This is a genomic window from uncultured Roseibium sp., assembly GCF_963675095.2.
GTDB lineage: Bacteria > Pseudomonadota > Alphaproteobacteria > Rhizobiales > Stappiaceae > Roseibium.
On record NZ_CAXXSJ010000005.1, the window covers coordinates 28,168 to 46,455 of the forward strand.

An 18,288-nucleotide genomic window follows, 5' to 3' on the forward strand; every position below is an offset into this window, starting at 1 on the left:
GTCGCATCAACACCCGGGTTTGGGTGGGTATAAAACCGGTTTCTTGCCCAAAACAGGCGCATGAAGGCATGGACAAGCGCTCTTGCGAGGAGCGGTTGATATTCTGCGATTTTCAGGAATGCCCGACCTGAGACATAGGTGACAAAACGTTCCGGACACATAGGTAACACTTTTCGCTTTAGCGGGAGGTGTCGATGCCGTGGAAAGAGGTGTCCGTCATGGAGGAACATCTTCGCTTCGTCGCCCGTCTTTTGGATGGGGAAGGCATGAGTTCGGTGTGCCGGGAGTTCGGCATCTCGCGCAAGACAGGCTACAAGATCTGGGATCGCTACCGGCAGGACGGCCTGGAAGCCCTGTGTGATCGGTCCCGTCGCCCTGTGCGCTATGCCAACCAGCTGCCGGACCAGGTCGAGCGCCTGATTGTTTCGGCGAAGAAGGACAAGCCGCACTGGGGTGCACGCAAGATCCGGGAGATCCTGGTCAGGAAGCTTTCCGGCGATGTGCGTATTCCGGCCCAAAGCACGGTGCATGCGGTGCTCGACCGTCACGGCCTTGTCAAGCGCGCCCGCAAGCGGCAGCGCGCCTATAAGGCCGAAGGCACGGCCCTGTCGGCAGGCGTTCGTCCCAACGATCTGTGGTGCACGGACTTCAAGGGCGAGTTCAAACTGGGCAACCGGCAATACTGTTACCCCCTGACGGTCAGCGATCATGCCTCGCGCTATCTGTTGATGTGCGAAGCCTTTGACAGCACGAAGGAAAGACCGGTCATCGAGGCCTTCGTGCGCCTGTTCAAGGAGCGCGGCCTGCCAGGGGCGATCCGCACCGACAACGGACTGCCATTTGCCTCACCCAACGGGCTCTACAATCTCTCGAAGCTGTCCGTGTGGTGGCTGCGTCTGGGCATCGGTGTCGAACGCATCAAACCCGGACATCCCCAGCAGAACGGTCGGCATGAACGCATGCATCTGACGCTGAAGAAGGAGGCAACCCGCCCGCCGGGCATGAACAGCCTTCAGCAGCAGGCCAAGTTCGATGCTTTTCTCAAGGAGTTCAACGGGGAACGGCCACATGAGGCGCTGTCCATGCAAATGCCCGATGAAGTCTACAAACCCTCACCCAGACCGTACCGGGGCCTGCCGGAGCTGGACTATCCCTTCCACGACCGGGATGCGCTTGTGACAGCCTGCGGGCGGATCTGCATGTATCGAAAGAAGATCAACGTCTCCACCGTGCTGGCCGGTCAGAAACTCGGGATCAAGGAGGTGGACGAGGGAATTTGGCTGATCAGCTTCATGAGCTATGATCTGGGATACATCGACCTGGAGCAGAGAACACTACAGACAATCGACAACCCGTTCGGCACGAGGTTGTAACCCATGTCTCCGGTACAAACTGTTACCCATGTCTCCGGGTCGGACAGAAGGGCGGGTGGCTCCCCAGGCCGGACTCGAACCAGCGACCCAGCGATTAACAGTCGCTTGCTCTACCAACTGAGCTACTGGGGATCACCACCGGGCGGTGAACTTTCGTCCGCCGCGTCAGTGGGGATGCGTATATCAAAGCCTTTGGGCATTTGCCAAGCCCTCTGTGAAGATATTTTTGCCGAAAACATGAACCAATCCCATCCGATGTGGAAAACTTCCGTCATTACAAGGATCTAACCGCTAAGCCGGGAGAGCTTGAAGCACCGGATACGGAGCCAATCCTGCCCAGGTTCCGGTCTGCTTTTCCAACGTCGGCATGATGTTCCGTTTCCGGCGGAGGCGCGCGCGGCTGCTTCTTGTTTGCCGGGGAACAAGAGGGTAAAGTCCGGACGTCACGGTTCCCCGTGTCGGGCAAAGCCCGAGGGGATCAAACGGGAATAGGGTGCGGGACGACTCAGCCAGAGGTCCCAAATCCCTAGCTGCCCCCGCAACTGTTAGCGGTGAATTCCGTCGCATCAAAGCCACTGGACAGACTTCGGTCCTCCGGGAAGGCGCGGTGAGAATGTTGACCCGCAAGCCAGGAAACCGGCCGGACAACTGGACTTTACTCGAAACGCCGTCGGGTGGACGGCAAGGAGAACGGGCATGATGAATTCCACGACATTAGCGGCGTCCGCTCCCGCGACCCATCGCGCATCTGCCCCTGCAAGGGTCGGCCGCCTCTGAGCGGGCGGACGTTTCCGGGTCATTCGGATGGTCTGCCGGATCATGGGGCCGGGTCCCTGCGCGGAAGGCGCTATGGCTCTGGTGCTCGCCCTTATGGGCTCTGTTCCTTTCTCATTCATGCGGCAAATGATGAAACGCCTTTGTGGTGGCGTGTATTGGATCGTGGGGCGCGTTTCGAGCGTGCCGATAGGTGAGTTCTGTGTCTGATCAACGCGCATATGGCACCCTTGTCCTCGGCGGCGCCCGGTCCGGCAAGAGCCGGTTTGCCGAAGACCTGGCGCTCCGGTCTGGCCTTGGCCGGATCTATGTCGCGACCGGGACCGCCTTCGACGGCGAAATGGAAAAGCGGATTGCTGCACACCGGACCCAGCGCGGTGCGGGTTGGCGCACTGTGGAGGAGCAGACCGATCTTGCGGGGGTGCTCCGGCGCGAGGGCAAAGCCGACGCGGTGCTGCTTGTCGACTGCCTGACGCTGTGGCTGAACAATCTGATGATGGCGGACAGGGATCTGGCGGCAGAAAGCGCACGGCTTTGCGATGCGGTTTCCATGCTTGCCGGTCGGTGCATCTTCGTCTCCAACGAAGTGGGCATGGGCATTGTCCCGGATAACCGCCTGTCTCGGGACTTCCGCGATGCCCAGGGGCGTCTCAATCAGGATATGGCGGCGGTCTGCGGCAAGGTGATTTTCGTTGCCGCCGGCCAGCCTTTCCTTCTCAAACCGAATCAACAACCGGAAATAAGCTTATGAAAACCGGACAGAAAATTCCCGCGACCATCGTTACCGGCTTTCTCGGCGCCGGCAAGACGACCCTGATCCGCAATCTGCTGCAGAACGCTGCGGGCAAGAAGATCGCCCTGATCGTCAACGAGTTCGGCGACATGGGCTTCGATGGCTCCCTGGTCAACGGCTGTGCCGATCCGGATTGCGCCGCAGAAGAAGTGGTCGAGCTCACCAACGGCTGCATCTGCTGCACGGTCGCCGACGATTTCCTGCCGACGATGGAAATGCTGCTTTCCCGCGCCGAGCCGCCGGAGCATATCGTCATCGAGACCTCCGGTCTGGCCCTGCCGCAGCCGCTGGTTCGGGCCTTCTCCTGGCCGAGCGTCAAGCCGAAGGTGACGGTCGACGGCGTGGTGACGGTGCTCGATGCGGCAGCGCTCGCCGAGGGGCGGATCGCGCTCGACGAAGAGGCGCTAGCCGCGCAACGCGCTGCCGACGAGGCGCTCGATCACGACAGCCCGGTGGAGGAGCTGTTCCACGATCAGCTCGCCTGTGCGGATCTCGTCGTGCTCAACAAGGCGGATCTGATTTCCGAAGAAGCGCTGGCGGACATTCAGAAAAAGATCGGCGCGGATGTGCGTGCCAATGTGCACATCGTCGCTTCGGAAAAGGGCACGTTGCCGATCGAGGTGCTTCTGGGCCGGGAGTCGGCGGCCGAGGACGATATCCATAATCGCCACGAGCACCACCATCATCACGACGATCATGATCACGATGACGATCATGACCATGACGACCACGAAGATCATGATCACCACCACCATGACCATCATCACCACGATGATTTCGAGAGCCATGTGCTGCCGGTTGCCGGCTTTGCCAGCCTGAAGGATGTGGAGGCCAAGGTGCTTGAGGCGATGGCGCTGAAAGGCGTGCTGCGCATCAAGGGTGCGGTCGCCATCGACGGCAAGGCTGCGCCCGCCATGGTGCAGGCCGTCGGCCCCCGGGTGGAAACCTGGTTTGCCGCCGGCGCAGAGAGCGCCGGCAAGCTTGTGGTGATCGGGTTGAAGGGGCTGGATCTGGAACAGGTACGTTCCATCCTCGATACGGCAAAGGCTGCGGCCTGACCCCATGCATATTCTTGCCAGCCAGACCCGCAGGATCGATGACGGGGGTGATGCGGTCGATCTCGGCCAGTCTCCAGCCGATATCCTGTTCCTGTCGGCAGCCGATACCGAACTCGGCTCTTTTGCTGCCGCCCATCACGGGCTGGGTGCGGACCGGGCGAGCCTCAGGCTGGCGAGCATTATGGCGCTCGGCCATCCCTATTCGGTCGATCTTTATGCCGAGCAGACGGTTGCCGGTTCGAAGCTGGTGGCGGTGCGCCTGCTCGGTGGTGTTGAGTACTGGCGCTACGGCGTCGAGCGGCTGGAAGAAGAAGCGCGCTCCTCGGGCGTGAAACTGATCCTGGTTCCCGGCGACGACAAGTGGGACGAGGCGTTGGCGTCGCGTTCGACCGTGCCGCTGGAGGAAGCCCGCCGCTTCTGGTGCTATTGCGTCGAGGGCGGTAGCGGCAACTATGCGAACGCGCTTCGATTCCTCGGATATCTCGCCGGCAAGGCGGAAGATCCTCTGCCGCCGGTACCTTTGCCGCGGGCGGGGATCTATCTGCCGGGCCATACGGCACCCGACCTTGATACTCTGAAACAGACCTGGACCGATCCGGGCCGGCCTGTGGCGGCGATCACCTTTTACCGGGCGCTGGTGCAGGGCGCGCAGACCGCGCCGGTCGATGCGCTTGTGGCCGCTCTCGACAGGGCCGGGATCAATGCCTTGCCCGTCTACGTTTCCAGCCTGAAGGAAGCCGAATCCGCGGCCGTGCTGGAAAGCCTGTCCGGCGAAGCCAAGCCCGATGTGGTGATCAACGCCACGGCCTTTGCCGTTTCAAAGGCAGGCGTTCCCCATGAAACGACGCCGCTCGATGCGCCGGGCAAGCCGGTGCTGCAGGTGGTGTTTTCCTCGTCCTCGAAGGAAGGCTGGGAAGAGAGCGATCAGGGCCTGTCGATCCGCGATCTCGCTATGCACGTGGTCCTGCCGGAGGTGGACGGCCGGATCCTGAGCCGTGCCGTTTCCTTCAAGGAGGAAGGGACCTACGACGAGGCGACCCAGTCGACGCCCGTGCGCTTCACGCCAGTGCCTGACCGGATCGATTTCGTTGCCGGGCTTGCCGCCAACTGGGCGAAGCTTTCCCATATTCCGGCTGGAGACAAGAAGGCCGCGCTGATCCTTGCCAATTACCCGAACAAGGACGGGCGGCTCGCCAACGGCGTCGGTCTCGATACCCCGGCGTCCTGCGCGGGCCTGCTGCAGGCGATGGGGCAGGCGGGGTACGACGTCGGCGAGGCTCCGGCGACTTCCAAGGCGCTGATGGACGTGCTCACTTCTGGGGTGACCAATGCCCTGGAAGGTCGGGAAGAGCGGGCCGCTTTTCAAAGGCTCAGTGTGGACGACTACGAGGCGGCCTTCTCACGTTTGCCTCAGCGGCTTCGCGAGCAGGTCGCAGAGCGCTGGGGTGCGCCGGGCGACGACCCGCATGTGGTCGACGGCACCTTCCGCCTGGCGCTGCATCGGTTCGGCAATCAGGTGGTCGGGATTCAGCCGGCGCGCGGCTACAACATTGATCCGAAGGACACCTATCACGATCCGGACCTGGTGCCGCCGCACCATTATTTCGCCTTCTACATCTGGCTGCGCGAGCTGTTCGGCGCCGATGCGGTGGTTCATCTCGGCAAGCACGGCAATCTGGAGTGGCTGCCGGGCAAGGCGCTGGCCCTGTCGGCAGGCTGTTATCCGGAAGCCGTGCTCGGGCCGGTTCCCAACATCTATCCCTTCATCGTCAACGATCCGGGTGAGGGCGCGCAGGCCAAACGCCGGACGTCGGCGGTCATTGTCGATCATCTGACGCCGCCGCTGACCCGCGCCGAAAGCCACGGAGTCTCCGGCGAGCTGGAAACCCTGCTCGACGAATATTATCTCGCCTCCGGTGTCGATCCACGCCGTCTGAAAGCGTTGACCCGCGATATTCTCGACGTCGCCGCCCGGCACGGCCTCGACAAGGACATCGGCCTCACCGCGGACATGGACGAGACGACCCGCCTTGCCCGCCTCGATGCCCATCTGTGCGATCTGAAGGAGCTGCAGATCCGCGACGGGCTTCATATTCTGGGCGAGAGCCCGGACGGCGGATTGCTGACCGACCTGCTGGTCGCGCTCGCGCGGGTACCGCGCGGAAGCGGACCAAATCAGGAGAGCCTGCAGCGGGCGCTCGCAAGGGATTTGGGCTTCGAGGGTTTCGACCCGCTCGACTGCGATTTTTCCGCTGCGTGGGCGGGTGCAAGGCCGGCGTTTCTGGCAGAGCTTTCCGCCGATCCATGGAGGTCCGCCGGGGATACAGTGGAGCGGATCGAACTGCTGGCACAGAAGCTGGTGAGCGGAGAGCGTGCCCCGGAAGAGAATTGGGCCGCGACCCAGGCCGTTCTGCAAGAAATAGAGATGCACCTCAAACCTGCCGTCACCGGGTCCGGAAAGGCGGAAACGCAGGCGGTGTTGACCGCTCTCTCCGGCGGCTTCGTCGTTCCCGGGCCTTCCGGTGCGCCGACGCGGGGACGGCCGGACGTGTTACCGACGGGGAAGAACTTCTACTCCGTCGACGTGCGGGCGGTGCCGACCGAGACCGCGTGGCGGCTCGGTCAGCAATCGGCTTCCCTCGTTGCTGAGCGCTATTTCCAGGAGGAGGGCGAGTGGCCGACGGCGCTGGTGCTGACCTGCTGGGGCACGGCCAACATGCGTACCGGCGGTGATGACATCGCCCAGGCACTGGCGCTGATCGGCGCCCGTCCGGTCTGGGAGGCCGGCTCCGGCCGGGTCACGGGTTTCGAAATCCTGTCGCTCGCAGACCTCGGGCGGCCGCGGATCGATGTAACGCTCCGGGTCTCCGGGTTCTTCCGCGACGCCTTTCCCCATCAGATCGATCTGTTTGACAGCGCGGTACGCGCCGTGGCGGCTTTGGAAGAGCCGGAAGACGCTAATCCGCTGGCCGCCCGGGTGTTGAGAGATCGAATCAGGTTCGAAGCTCAAGGCCTTGATGCCGAAGAGTCACATCGCCGGTCCGGGTTCCGGGTGTTCGGCTCCAAACCGGGTGCCTATGGTGCTGGTCTGCAGGCGCTGATCGACGAAGGGATATGGGATGAGCGTGGCGATTTCGCCGACGCTTTCCTCGACTGGGGCGGCTACGCCTATGGCGGCGGCGCGGCAGGGACCGCGGCCAGGGGCGAACTGGAGACCCGGCTTGGCTCCGTCGACGCGGTGCTGCACAATCAGGACAACCGGGAACATGACCTGCTCGACAGCGACGACTACTACCAGTTCGAGGGGGGGCTTGCGGCAACTGTCGAGACGCTGAAGGGCGAGGCGCCGAAGGTCTATCACAACGACCATTCCCGCCCCGAGCGGCCGGTGGTGCGCAGCCTGTCGGAAGAAATCGGCCGGGTCGTGCGTGGGCGGGCGGCCAATCCGAAATGGATCGCGGGCGTCATGCGCCACGGCTACAAGGGCGCTTTCGAAATGGTCGCCACGCTTGACTATCTGTTCGCCTTCGCCGCGACCACCCATGCGGTCGGCGATCATCATTTCGACCAGCTGTTCGAAGCCTACCTGGAAGACGACCACGTGCGGGCGTTTCTTCAAGATGCCAATCCGGCGGGCTTGAGCGAGATGATCGCCCGGTTCCAGGAAGCGATCGACCGGGGGCTGTGGACACCGCGGCGCAACAGCACCCATGCTAGACTTTCCGAAATTCAATCAAGAACCCGACAGGCCGGGTAAGGGAGAACGACCCGTGAGCGACAAGCATCAGGACCTGACCGAAGAAGAACTGAACGCCCGCCATGCGGACAAGATGCGCAAGAAGAAGGCCGCGCGCGACAAGATCATGGCGACCAAGACCATCGAGAAGGGCTTGACGATCGTCCATACGGGCAAGGGCAAGGGCAAGTCGACTGCCGGTTTCGGCATGGTGTTCCGCTCGCTCGGCCATGGGCACAAGGTCGGCGTCGTGCAGTTCGTCAAGGGACGGATCGAGACCGGCGAGCGCATGGCGCTCGACCGGTTTTCCGATCTGGTGACCATCAAGCGAATGGGCGAGGGCTTCACCTGGGAGACACAGGACCGGCAGCGCGACATTGATGCGGCCCGTCAGGCCTGGGACGCGGCCAAGGAGATGATCACCTCTGGAGACTACCGGCTGGTGCTCTGCGACGAACTCAATATTGTCCTGCGCTACGATTATCTGCCGATCGAAGAGGTCGTCGATTTCCTGAAGAACGAAAAGCCCGAGGACGTCCATGTGGTCATCACCGGGCGCAATGCCAAGGATGAATTGATCGAGGTCGCCGATCTGGTTACCGATATGACCCAGGTGAAGCATCCTTTCCGATCCGGGGTAAAACCGCAGGAAGGGATCGAGTTTTAAAAAACAGGAATACGGGACGGCTCCATGAAACTTTTCAGCCAGGGTCTTCGGGAAGCCTCCCGATCCCATGAGGAAATCGTCCGGCGCTATGAGATCGGCCGGACGGTGGTCGAGTTTCTGGCAGCCGCCACCTTCATCGTCGGCAGTATCTTCTTTTTCTATGAGAGCCTGATCTACCTGGGAACCTGGTTGTTCCTGATCGGCTCCATCCTGTTTGCCGTTCGGCCGTCCATCCGGCTGCTGCTGGAATTGCATCTGGCGCGCCTGCCGGTTCCGAAGGAATTCCGTCCCTATGGCGCGGACGCCGATGACGGAGACGCCAAGTGAGCAGCCGTTCCGGCCGCACTCCGGCGCTGATGATCCAGGGCACCGGCTCCAATGTGGGCAAGAGCCTGATTGTTGCCGGCCTGTGCCGGCTGTTTGCCAACCGGGGTCTGAAGGTCAAGCCGTTCAAGCCGCAGAACATGTCGAACAATGCGGCGGTGACCGCCGACGGCGGCGAGATCGGCCGGGCCCAGGCGTTGCAAGCCCAAGGTGCGCGCGTGCCGCTATCGGTGCATATGAACCCGATCCTGTTGAAGCCGGAGACAGATACCGGCGCGCAGGTTATCGTCCAGGGCAAGCGCTTCGGCACCCTGCGCGCGCGCGAATACGGGCAGCAGAAAGCGCAATTGCTTCCGAAGGTTCTGGAAAGTTTCTCAGAAATTGAGTCCGGTGTGGATCTGGTGCTGGTGGAAGGGGCTGGAAGCCCGGCGGAGATCAATCTTCGGGCCGGCGATATCGCCAACATGGGCTTTGCCGAGGCCGCCGATCTGCCTGTCGTGCTCTGCGGCGATATCGACCGGGGCGGGGTAATTGCCTCGCTGGTCGGAACCCATGCGGTGCTGGAGGACGCCGAGCGGCAACGGATCAGAGGCTTCTTCATCAACCGCTTCCGCGGGGACCCGAGTCTGTTTGACGACGGTGTAGCCGAGATCGCGCGCCGCACCGGCTGGGCGCCGCTCGGGGTCGTGACGTGGTTTTCGCAAGCCTCGAAACTGCCGGCGGAAGACGCCCTCGGGCTGAGCGACGGGGCGGGGCGCGGCCCGGTCAAGATCGTCGTGCCGGTCATTTCAAGGATTGCCAACTTCGACGATCTTGATCCGCTTCGCATGGAGGAGAGCGTCACGCTTGAGCTTGTCCAGCCGGGCGATCCGCTGCCCGGCGATGCGGATCTCGTTCTGCTGCCGGGATCGAAATCGACGGTCGGCGATCTGGAGTTTTTTCGCAAGCAGGGCTGGGACGTGGATCTCAGGGCCCATCACCGGCGCGGCGGGCATATCCTGGGGATCTGCGGCGGCTACCAGATGCTGGGAAGGACAATTTCCGATCCGGAAGGAATCGAGGGCAGACCGGGCACGGTCGAGGGGCTGGGGTTCCTGAATGTCGACACGGAACTGACGGCGGACAAGTCCCTTATCGAGGCGACGGGCAAGCACCTCGCCTCCGGTGCGGAGGTCTCAGGCTACGAGATCCACATCGGCCGTACCGAAGGTCCCGATTGCGCCCGGCCGTTGCTCCATATCCGCGAGGCCGACGGCACACCGAAGCTGGACGGTGCCCAATCTGCCGATGGCCGGGTTGCCGGCACCTATCTCCACGGCCTTTTTTCATCGGATGCCTTCCGCAAGGCCTATCTGAAAGGCTTCGGCGTCATCTCAGCGCTCGCCTATGAGCAGACCATCGATACCGTGCTGGATGACCTTGCCGCGCACCTGGAAGCAACGATGGACGTGGAGCGGATGCTGGAGATCGGGCTGGTTCGGTAAGGGTATTTCGCCGAACTGGACCGACCGGGTTGGTTTTGTTATTCAATTCCCGATTGTAATGGCTGGGGCGGCGGAAATGAGCACACTCTTTTTCATGGTGATTGTTCGCCTGGCTGCGCTTTATTTTTTCATGAATGGTTTGAACTTTTTTTCTACTGCGATGTATTCGGTGTTTTCCGAGCAGTACGACGGAATCCTGCGGGTGAGTGTTTTGACCCTCGGTCTCAATCTGTTGATTTCAATCGTGCTGTTCTGCTTTCCGCGCGTCGTGCTGCTGGGGCTCAATGTCCGGATCGAGCCGGGTAAGGAAGTCCCGCATATCTCCGATTTTCAATCGGCGGGGATAGCTTTGATCGGCCTCTATTTCGTGCTTGAAAGCCTGGCAAATCTGGTTTTCGTCGTGGTGACCGTTGAGCAGATGCGCGATCTGGGCATGGGCATCGAGAGCTTGTCTGCCCAGACCAAGGCGGACTTCGTCAGCTATGTGTTCCAGTTCGTGCTGGGACTTCTGGCAGTGATCGGATCGAACGGTATGTCGAAAGCAATCACCTGGCTCCGGACCATCGGGACGAGACCCAGCAGAGAAACGGCCGGCGAGTGAGCGGGCGGCCGCGTTCCTGATCCTGCCTCATGAACGGACTAATCCCCGGAAACGCGATGCAACGCGGATCGAGGGCGTGCGCCATTTCCGTCAAAATCCAGAAGATGAATATGATGAAACCGTCTCTTTATTCCGTCCCTGTAAAGGCTAGCGGACGTCTTTTCCTCATGCCGAAGCCGTCAGGAGACTGGCTGGAGGACGATATCAGCGTCCTGCGTGGGGAAGGTGTCGATTGTGTTGTTTCCATGCTGACAGGCGATGAAAACGAGGAACTCGGACTGACCGAAGAACCGGAAATCTGTGGCCGGCTCGGTGTCGCCTTCTCCCGGTTCGCTATCGAGGATCGAGGCGTTCCGGAATTGGCTGAACTGGTGCCGGTGGTCGATGGGATCGTTCGGGATCTGACAGACGGAAAGTCGGTCGCAATTCATTGCCGTGCCGGCATCGGCCGTTCCGGGTTGCTGACCGCCTGTGTCCTGACCCGGCTCGGACTGTCCGCGGAGCACGCCATTGCAAACGTCAGCCAAGCCCGCGGCGTCCCGATCCCGGACACCGCGGAGCAGGCTGAATTCGTCTATGCGTTCGCGGAGTAATCCGGATTATAGCAGGCCGGATCGGCTACCCCCGTTTCCACACCAGAAGCTGGTTGTTGGCCGGCATGGCGTGGTCGGCGAGCAAGGTCAGGCCGAATTTTTGAGCCAGGTCGTTGACCGCCTCGAAGTCCCTGATGCCGCTTTCAGGATCGCGGGCTTTCAGCGTCTTGTCGAAGGCTTCGTTGCTCGGCGTGGTGAACTTGCCGCCGTATTTGAACGGACCGTAGATGCACAGAACGCCGCCCTCCGCCAGGGTTTCGCCGACGCCTTCGAAGAAATCTTCGACCAGCGGCCAGGAAACGATGTGCAGTGAGTTGGCGGAGAAAATGCCGTCATAGGCATCTTCATAGTCGAAGGCGGAAACCGGCCAGGGCAGGTCGGAGATATCCAGTTCGATCGGTGCCAGCAGATTGTCGAGGTTGGCATCGGCCTCGACGATGCGCTGATCTATGGCCGGGAGATGTTCGGCGACGTCGCTCGGCCGCCAGTCCAGATGGGACAGGTTCTCGGCGAAAAAGACGGCGTGCTGGCCGGTGCCGCTGGCGATTTCCAGGACACGGGTTGCGTCCTTGAAGGCGTCGCGGAGTTTTTCGAGGATTGGGCGCTTGTTGTTTTCAGCTGCTGCGGAGAAGGGAAGCATCGGTTTTCCAAGGTCAAAACACAGCCGTACCATTCACTGCTGCGATGGCGGCTGCCAATAGCAGAACAAATAATGCAAGCAATAAGCAAGACCCTTTAAGCAAGTTTAGTGCACGGGAAATATCCTGAGCGGTCACGGATGTGCGTCCGCTCGCGTTCAGGAAGGGATCTTCGACCGTATAGCCAGGGTAGGATCGGGGGCCCGCCAGCGCAATATCCAGGGCGCCCGCCATGGCCGCTTCCGGCCAGCCGGCATTGGGCGAGCGGTGCTTGCGAGCATCCCGAAGGATCGTTCTCAGTGCGGTCAACGGCGATCCGCCGGCGAGGGGGGCGACCAGGACGATGAGCAGCCCGGACAGGCGGGAGGCCGGTAGATTGACAAGGTCGTCAAAGCGCGCAGAGGCCCAGCCGAAGGCCTGATGCCGCTCCGTCTTGTGGCCGATCATGCTGTCTGCCGTGTTCACCGCCTTGTAGGCGATCAGACCGGGCAGGCCGAGGACGGCGAACCAGAAGGCCGGGGCGACGACCCCGTCGGAGAAGTTTTCCGCGCAGGATTCTATGCTCGCCCGTGAGACGCCGGCCTCATCGAGCGTCTGCGGATCACGGCCGACGATCATTGCCACTGCCTTGCGCCCGCCGGCAAGGCCGTCGGTTAGCAAGCCATCTCGGACGGCGGCAATGTGCTGATAAAGGCTTTTCTGGGCGAGGAACACGGCGGCGACCGCAACTGTGAGGATTTGCCCAAAGGGCAAAAGCCTTGCGGCGTGCTCGATTGCATAGCCGAGGCCGAAACCGATGGCCACCAGAGCCACCAGAGCGACCACGCCGCGCCGTTTCCGGCGTTCTTGTGGCAACCCGTCTCTGTTCAGGGTCCTGTCCAGAAAACCGATGAACCTGCCGATCAGAACGACCGGGTGGGGCCAGCGGCGCCATAGCAGGTCCGGATCGCCGATCAGGGCATCGGCGACGAGCGCGGCGAACAGCAGAAAAAGCGCATCGGAAAAAAGCAGCATTTTTCCCGATTAGAGCTCTTTCAGCGCTTCGGCAAGCGCCTGCCGAAGCCGGTCCATGTTCTCAGCCGATCCAGGCAGGCCGATGCGCATCCAGGTCGGCGCATAGTCGAAGACCCGCGTCCAGATTCGTTGTCGAGCCAGAGCCTCGTGTAAGGCGGCGGCGTTTTTCGTACCGGCGAGCGCGAAAAGCGGCGTTCCACCGAAGACGCTGAGGCCCTGTTCGGACAAAAGCAGGGTCAGGTCGGCCATTTCATCGGCAAGTTGGCGCCGCATGGCCTCCTGCCACGTCATGTCGGTGAGTGCCTTGCGCCCGATTTCCAAGGCCGGGCCGCTGACGGCCCAACTGTCGAGTCGTTCGGAAAGCATTTGGGTGATCCGTCGCGGTCCGGCAAGAAAGCCGAGGCGCAGACCGGCCAGTCCGAAGAATTTTCCGAAGGATCGCAGAACCAGGATGTTTTCGGTGCCGATCGACGGCAGAATGCTGGCGCCGGGTACAGCATCGGCGAAGGCTTCGTCGATGATGAGAAATCCATCGCGCGCGGCAAGTGTGCCTGCGGCAGCCTGCAGGCTCGCCCTTGAGGTCAGCCGGCCGTCCGGATTGTTCGGATTGACGACGACCGCATAGCGTGTGGTGTCCGCGATCGCCTCCAGATAACCGACCTCCAGCGGCTTTCGGCCTGACCGGGCCCAGGCGGCCGCATGGCTGGAATAGGTGGGCGCGACAACGGCCGCATCGCCTTCGGGAAAAAGGTCGGGCAGCAGGGCGATCAGCGCTTGCGTACCAGGTGCAGCAACCAGTCCGAAGTGCTCCGGGCACGCATAGGCCTTGCGGGCGGCGCCGAGCAGCCGGTCGAGCGCGTTTTGCCCCGGAAGTCGTTGCCAGACCTCGGCGGCAAGGCTTTCCAGTATCGGATAGGCATGGGGATTGATGCCGGTCGAAAGGTCGAGCCAGTCCCCTTCCGTTCCGCCGTAGCGGTCGATTGCAAGCGCCAGATCGCCGCCGTGGTGCATCTGTTCGTCTCTGTGTTTCATATCAAGGCGTTGCGTTATCTAGTCGATTTGCCCGGCAGAAGTACAGATCCGGCTGCGGCATGAATTTGTCCGCATACGAATGAAATCGGAGGAGGGGCGATACAGCGGATCATTCAAAGGGGGAACGGTAAATACGGAGATCCCGCTTAGGGCACGGGTCCATACAATTCTGCTTTCAGGCGTCGATCCGGTAATGCAAATCGAGAAAATGCCTGCGGAACCATGGGTCTGCATGATGCAAAGGCTTTGACGCGGCTTTCCATAGCCGGATTGGCGTCCTTCGGATCGACCTGGAAACAGAATTGTAAGGGCCCGTACGCGCGTCCCGCCCAAAACCCTATCGCCGTGAGAAGAATCCATCGACTGTTGCGATGATCAAGTCATGTTTTGCTGCGCGTTGCGCACCACCATTCCTGCAGATGATCTCATCCCCGGGTTCTTCCCGTTTCAGGATCTCAAATCCACCTGGCTTGCACTGTCCCAGGAAATCGAAATGGGAGAGTGTTTCGGGCTCTATGTACAGAGCGATCTTCGGCGGAAGAGCCTGGATCAAGGCAGGGGATTCGATGTCGAGTTTCAGACCTGAATCCATCAGCGGCGCCCCGAATACCAGCATGGGCTTGCGCACTTGACCCAAGCTCTCCTTGGAAAAACTCTGTGTTCCGCCAAGGTCAAATGTCGCGAACGCCTTGATCCGGGGATCGGAAAGATCGGCCTCCATCTGCACGATGTCTTCGGCTGTGCGCGCAATGTCCCAGTCCGCAAGAATATTGCAGGTCAACTCGTCCGGGTTCTTGTCGCAGAAGCGCTTCAACCCCGACGCGTCATACCGGGCTCCTGCCAAAAGCGCTACGGTAAATCCCCCCAGCGAGTGACCTGCCACGAAGACCCGGGCCGGATCGACCAGATCCGACAATTTTGGTGATGTCGTCGCATAGTCTATCACGCGGGAAATGTCCTTTGGCCGCTCCCAAAGCTGACGGCGTTGATCCGGATCGCGCGACCAGGTGGACGTGCCGGGATGATTGATCGCTGCGACAACATAACCCCGCCTGGCCATCGCAGCCGCGAACCATGCCTGATTGTCGGCATTGCCGAACATACCGTGGGACACCACCACGAGCGGAAACTGCCCGTCCATGGGAAGAGCATTCTTGACCACGGGAGTTCCGACCCAGACAGCACTTTTGAAGTCGTCGTGCAGTGGACCCCTTGGCTTCTGTCGGAAACCAAAGAAGCCCCTTCAGGTCACGCTGGCCTTTTGGGTCCGGGATACTCAATTCGATCATGCCGGCCTGATAGGACTGAGCTGACGCCGGTACAACGTATGCAGCAAGTGCTGCGGCAAACATGAGGGGCAAACCGTTTCATCGTAATCTCCGCGGATTGTTGTCGTTGCCCCGACAACTGAGCGTCTATCCAAATTGAAGCAACGGTTCGCGCTGGCTATACCTGTCCTTGATCCTGATGCAGGACAGATTCGGATTGAAAGAGGACAGATGGACGACCCTACGCTCGTCAAACTTCCATTGCCGATGCTGACTGGCGCTCTTGTCCTGCGTGATTGCCACGCTGATGTGGCGTTTGGAATTGGGCGTCAGGCGGGCCACTGCAACATTCTTTGCCTTGTTCGCTCTGTGCGCTGTTGAAGCACTCCTCGTTGGTTTGAGGTTCGGCTATGGAATCGAAACTCTGATACCCGTGCAACGCACGCTGCCTTTGTTGCTGGGTCCCTTGATGTATCTGGGATTTGCAGCGTTTGCCGTTGACGTCCGTACATTCCGTAAGACCGTGGCCTGTCATCTGGCCGCACCAATCATCGTGCTGGCGGTGTTTTGGCTCTTTGTTGAGGATCGGCGCGCGCTCGATTTGGTATTCAGTGCCAGCTATCTGTTCTATAGCGTTGCGTTGTTCCTTCTCTGGCCGAAAAGGTCCCGACGTGTTGACCTACGCCCGGCTGGAAGTGGCACGCAGCCTGTCCAACTGGATCCTGCGCGGTATCGGACTGCTGGTCTTTATCCTGGCTTTGGATGCCACGATCGCTCTCGATTTTGTGCTGAACCAGGGCGCCCATGTAGCCGTGTTGATTTCGTACGGAACTGCTCCGCTTATCGTCATCCTGCTGGCGGTCCTCGTCAAATTGCCGTCAATTCTGTCCGAAGCTGACAGGAAAGCGTATCCGGTAAAGACAGTGGACATCACGGATAGCGAGACGGTTGGTCGACTGGAGGAACTCATGCTGAATGATCAGCTCTTTCTGGACCCCGGTCTTACGGTTCAACGCCTTGCCAAGCGCCTTCATCTGCCCGCCCCGCAAGGTGTCCGCTGCAGTCAATAAGGCGAAAGGCATGAACGTATCGCAGTACGTAAACGAATTTCGGCTTGCCTACGCGGCAGATCTTCTTGTGAGTGGAAATGAAAGCGTTGCAGGAATTGCGGAGAGATCCGGTTTCATGACGCGGTCAAATTTTTATCGAGAGTTCCAGCGCGTTTATGATCAGTCGCCGACAGAATACCGGAGCACCGGACCGCTCGCCAACGGCCAGCCGACAACGGGATGAAGCTGAGATACGATCCGAACTTGGTGGTCACTGCAGAGAACGGCCCGATTGCGCCCGGTGTGCTTGACGCTTCGCTGCGTACGAATGGTAGCGATCGACCTTAGGCACTCTTCGCCTTTTGAGCCACGAGGCAGTAGCACATTGGAATCTGTGCGGCGCGTCCCTCGTAAATGTCATACTCCGGCTCACGGATGGTGTGCCCGTATTCCTTCAGCTCAACGATACCGAGCCCTGATTGAGCACAGGCCGTAATGATCTCGCCGAGCGGATGAATAAACCAGTAACCCGTCTCACTTTCACCGTGGTCTTTTCCGTCATAGGTGATCGCTTCGGTGACCTCCTGCGGGCGCCGCTCGAAATAACTGAAAGAAGGCTCGAATGGTGTGACGCTGTCTGGGTCGAAAACTTCCAGAAACGGATGCGTTTCGTAAATGACCAGCCGCCCGCCAGGTGCGAGCAGTCCGGAAGTGACGCGGAAAAACTCTGGCAGGTCGGGCATCCAGTTGAGAACGCCGATGGTAATGAGGGCGAGGTCGAACTGGCCGATACCCGGAGGCAGGTCGTAGATATCTGCTTCAAGCAGGCGAAGATCGAGATCAGCGGCATCACCGAGTTGCTTTGCTTGAGCAAGGAAGCCGCTCGGACTGATCGATCCCCAATTCGGCGCGGATGCCAAGGGGACGCGAGTGAAATCAACTCGCGGGCATTGTTGCAACCGATCTGCACAGCGGATTTTCCCTTGAGACCAAGCCCATTTAAAATGGAGGTCAGAAAAGGGTCGAGCACTGAGAACCCTGGTTGGGCCGCACTCGCAAGAAGCTGCTCCCAATGATCTCCTTTTCCGTGCAACGGAGCAGATGCATTCCACGCAGCCCCGGTTTGCCGCGGTGATTTCCTTTTTGCTGATTTCAGTCATCTTGGGCGCCGTTGCTTGATCTGTCTAACTTGTGAGATTTGAAGGTAGACGTTCAACGGGAAGTGTTGAAGGGCGAGTTTGTCCGCATTGCCGCCAACAGCCTCCAGTGCAGCAACCGTCCGCCCTCCGCCCAAATAGCCGCCGACCAACCCCTGGCCTCGTTCGATTGAGAGTTAAGTTCGTCAGTTACAATTAGGGGCTTTAGGCCTGGGTTTTGTCAGTCATTGGTAGAAAACTGTTCAAGTTTTTAAGGAGGTTACGTTTATAGGTATTTGTATTTGGAAATTAAAACCTAAGAGATGGTGACAGGTTGTCCGGGCACGAAAATTTTCCCACTTTTCGCACAATCGCGGCGGGACACTTTTTGTCTTAAAAAAGATGAAAAAGGGTGTTGGAGGCCTCTGCCGGAATCGAACCGGCGTACACGGATTTGCAATCCGCTGCGTCACCACTCCGCCAAGAGGCCGTGAGACGCGCTGTATCAATCACTTGGCGCCTCGTGTCAAGCCGACGTTTGGGGTTTATCCAAAATGCTGAAAGGGCGGCACGGTTGCATTCTCGTTCTTGAGCGCGGGCATGCGGGCTGTCTGGCCGCGCAATCCGGATTTTAACCACCGGACAGGAACATGTGGCTAGCCTCTTGCCGTGCATTGATGCCAACAGATGCTTGTCAGTCCGGTTCCGGGTCGTTAATGAACCAAAGGAGAGAGGCCGGCAATCAAGA

16 protein-coding genes, 2 tRNA genes and 1 riboswitch are annotated in these 18,288 nt (G+C 60.4%); of the genes, 11 read left to right on the top strand and 7 right to left on the bottom strand.

Translation table 11 applies throughout. From position 1 onward, the window contains the following. The first annotated feature begins 194 nt into the window (after nucleotides 1-194). A complete protein-coding gene (locus tag ABIN98_RS02935) occupies nucleotides 195-1,373 on the top strand; it encodes an IS481 family transposase (RefSeq protein WP_346907260.1) in 1,179 nt (392 codons plus the stop codon). Between the two features lie 56 nt (nucleotides 1,374-1,429). Here ABIN98_RS02935 and ABIN98_RS02940 read toward each other — a convergent pair. Beyond that, nucleotides 1,430-1,505, bottom strand: a tRNA-Asn gene (locus ABIN98_RS02940). A gap of 297 nt (nucleotides 1,506-1,802) precedes the next feature. Then, nucleotides 1,803-2,033, top strand: a riboswitch (cobalamin riboswitch). Between the two features lie 316 nt (nucleotides 2,034-2,349). Between ABIN98_RS02940 and cobU the strand changes: the two genes are divergently transcribed. The 8 genes from cobU to ABIN98_RS02980 all read left to right on the top strand — a co-directional run bounded on the left by cobU (nucleotide 2,350) and on the right by ABIN98_RS02980 (nucleotide 11,403). Further along, nucleotides 2,350-2,898, top strand: a complete 549-nt coding sequence (cobU, locus tag ABIN98_RS02945) for a bifunctional adenosylcobinamide kinase/adenosylcobinamide-phosphate guanylyltransferase (RefSeq protein ID WP_394701412.1) — start codon at nucleotides 2,350-2,352, stop codon at nucleotides 2,896-2,898. Beyond that, complete coding sequence (gene cobW, locus ABIN98_RS02950; RefSeq protein WP_346907264.1) at nucleotides 2,895-3,998, top strand: cobalamin biosynthesis protein CobW; 1,104 nt, start codon at nucleotides 2,895-2,897, stop codon at nucleotides 3,996-3,998. The genes cobU and cobW overlap by 4 nt, the downstream gene beginning before the upstream one ends. Before the next feature lie 4 nt (nucleotides 3,999-4,002). Next, nucleotides 4,003-7,755 carry a cobaltochelatase subunit CobN gene (cobN, locus tag ABIN98_RS02955; RefSeq protein WP_346907266.1) on the top strand — a complete coding sequence of 1,251 codons (3,753 nt, stop codon included), beginning with the start codon at nucleotides 4,003-4,005 and terminating at the stop codon, nucleotides 7,753-7,755. Nucleotides 7,756-7,789: 34 nt separating this feature from the next. After that, complete coding sequence (gene cobO, locus ABIN98_RS02960; protein ID WP_394701416.1) at nucleotides 7,790-8,401, top strand: cob(I)yrinic acid a,c-diamide adenosyltransferase; 612 nt, start codon at nucleotides 7,790-7,792, stop codon at nucleotides 8,399-8,401. A 24-nt stretch (nucleotides 8,402-8,425) separates the two neighbouring features. After that, nucleotides 8,426-8,728, top strand: a complete 303-nt coding sequence (locus ABIN98_RS02965; protein ID WP_346907270.1) for a YrhK family protein — start codon at nucleotides 8,426-8,428, stop codon at nucleotides 8,726-8,728. A gap of 29 nt (nucleotides 8,729-8,757) precedes the next feature. Then, a complete protein-coding gene (locus ABIN98_RS02970; protein WP_346907288.1) occupies nucleotides 8,758-10,209 on the top strand; it encodes a cobyric acid synthase in 1,452 nt (483 codons plus the stop codon). Continuing rightward, on the top strand, nucleotides 10,139-10,810 hold the full coding sequence (locus ABIN98_RS02975; RefSeq protein ID WP_346907272.1) for a hypothetical protein: 672 nt from the start codon (nucleotides 10,139-10,141) through the stop codon (nucleotides 10,808-10,810). Before ABIN98_RS02970 ends, ABIN98_RS02975 begins: the two co-directional genes overlap by 71 nt. A gap of 167 nt (nucleotides 10,811-10,977) precedes the next feature. Beyond that, a complete protein-coding gene (locus tag ABIN98_RS02980) occupies nucleotides 10,978-11,403 on the top strand; it encodes a dual specificity protein phosphatase family protein (RefSeq protein WP_346907274.1) in 426 nt (141 codons plus the stop codon). 25 nt (nucleotides 11,404-11,428) lie between these two features. On the opposite strand, the gene ABIN98_RS02985 is transcribed toward ABIN98_RS02980, so the two are convergent. The 4 genes from ABIN98_RS02985 to ABIN98_RS03000 all read right to left on the bottom strand — a co-directional run bounded on the left by ABIN98_RS02985 (nucleotide 11,429) and on the right by ABIN98_RS03000 (nucleotide 15,249). Continuing rightward, nucleotides 11,429-12,043, bottom strand: a complete 615-nt coding sequence (locus ABIN98_RS02985; RefSeq protein WP_346907276.1) for a DUF938 domain-containing protein — start codon at nucleotides 12,041-12,043, stop codon at nucleotides 11,429-11,431. 13 nt (nucleotides 12,044-12,056) lie between these two features. Further along, nucleotides 12,057-13,055 (bottom strand): adenosylcobinamide-phosphate synthase CbiB, encoded by a 999-nt coding sequence (gene cbiB, locus ABIN98_RS02990; protein ID WP_346907278.1) that lies wholly within the window; start codon nucleotides 13,053-13,055, stop codon nucleotides 12,057-12,059. A 9-nt stretch (nucleotides 13,056-13,064) separates the two neighbouring features. Continuing rightward, on the bottom strand, nucleotides 13,065-14,087 hold the full coding sequence (gene cobD, locus ABIN98_RS02995; RefSeq protein ID WP_346907280.1) for a threonine-phosphate decarboxylase CobD: 1,023 nt from the start codon (nucleotides 14,085-14,087) through the stop codon (nucleotides 13,065-13,067). 337 nt (nucleotides 14,088-14,424) lie between these two features. Continuing rightward, nucleotides 14,425-15,249 carry an alpha/beta fold hydrolase gene (locus ABIN98_RS03000; RefSeq protein ID WP_346907282.1) on the bottom strand — a complete coding sequence of 275 codons (825 nt, stop codon included), beginning with the start codon at nucleotides 15,247-15,249 and terminating at the stop codon, nucleotides 14,425-14,427. Between the two features lie 777 nt (nucleotides 15,250-16,026). Here ABIN98_RS03000 and ABIN98_RS03005 point away from each other — a divergent pair. Together ABIN98_RS03005 and ABIN98_RS03010 are read left to right on the top strand one after the other, a co-directional pair. Continuing rightward, the gene (locus tag ABIN98_RS03005) at nucleotides 16,027-16,425 is read left to right on the top strand and encodes a hypothetical protein (RefSeq protein ID WP_346907284.1); all 399 of its coding nucleotides are present in this window, start codon (nucleotides 16,027-16,029) and stop codon (nucleotides 16,423-16,425) included. Between the two features lie 10 nt (nucleotides 16,426-16,435). After that, nucleotides 16,436-16,648: a helix-turn-helix domain-containing protein gene (locus tag ABIN98_RS03010; protein ID WP_394701413.1), complete on the top strand. Its 213-nt coding sequence runs from the start codon at nucleotides 16,436-16,438 to the stop codon at nucleotides 16,646-16,648. A gap of 100 nt (nucleotides 16,649-16,748) precedes the next feature. On the opposite strand, the gene ABIN98_RS03015 is transcribed toward ABIN98_RS03010, so the two are convergent. Together ABIN98_RS03015 and ABIN98_RS03020 are read right to left on the bottom strand one after the other, a co-directional pair. Then, nucleotides 16,749-17,564, bottom strand: coding sequence for a class I SAM-dependent methyltransferase (locus tag ABIN98_RS03015; RefSeq protein ID WP_346907286.1), 816 nt, complete (start codon nucleotides 17,562-17,564; stop codon nucleotides 16,749-16,751). 392 nt (nucleotides 17,565-17,956) lie between these two features. Next, nucleotides 17,957-18,030: transfer RNA gene (locus tag ABIN98_RS03020), tRNA-Cys, on the bottom strand. Nucleotides 18,031-18,288 lie beyond the last annotated feature (258 nt).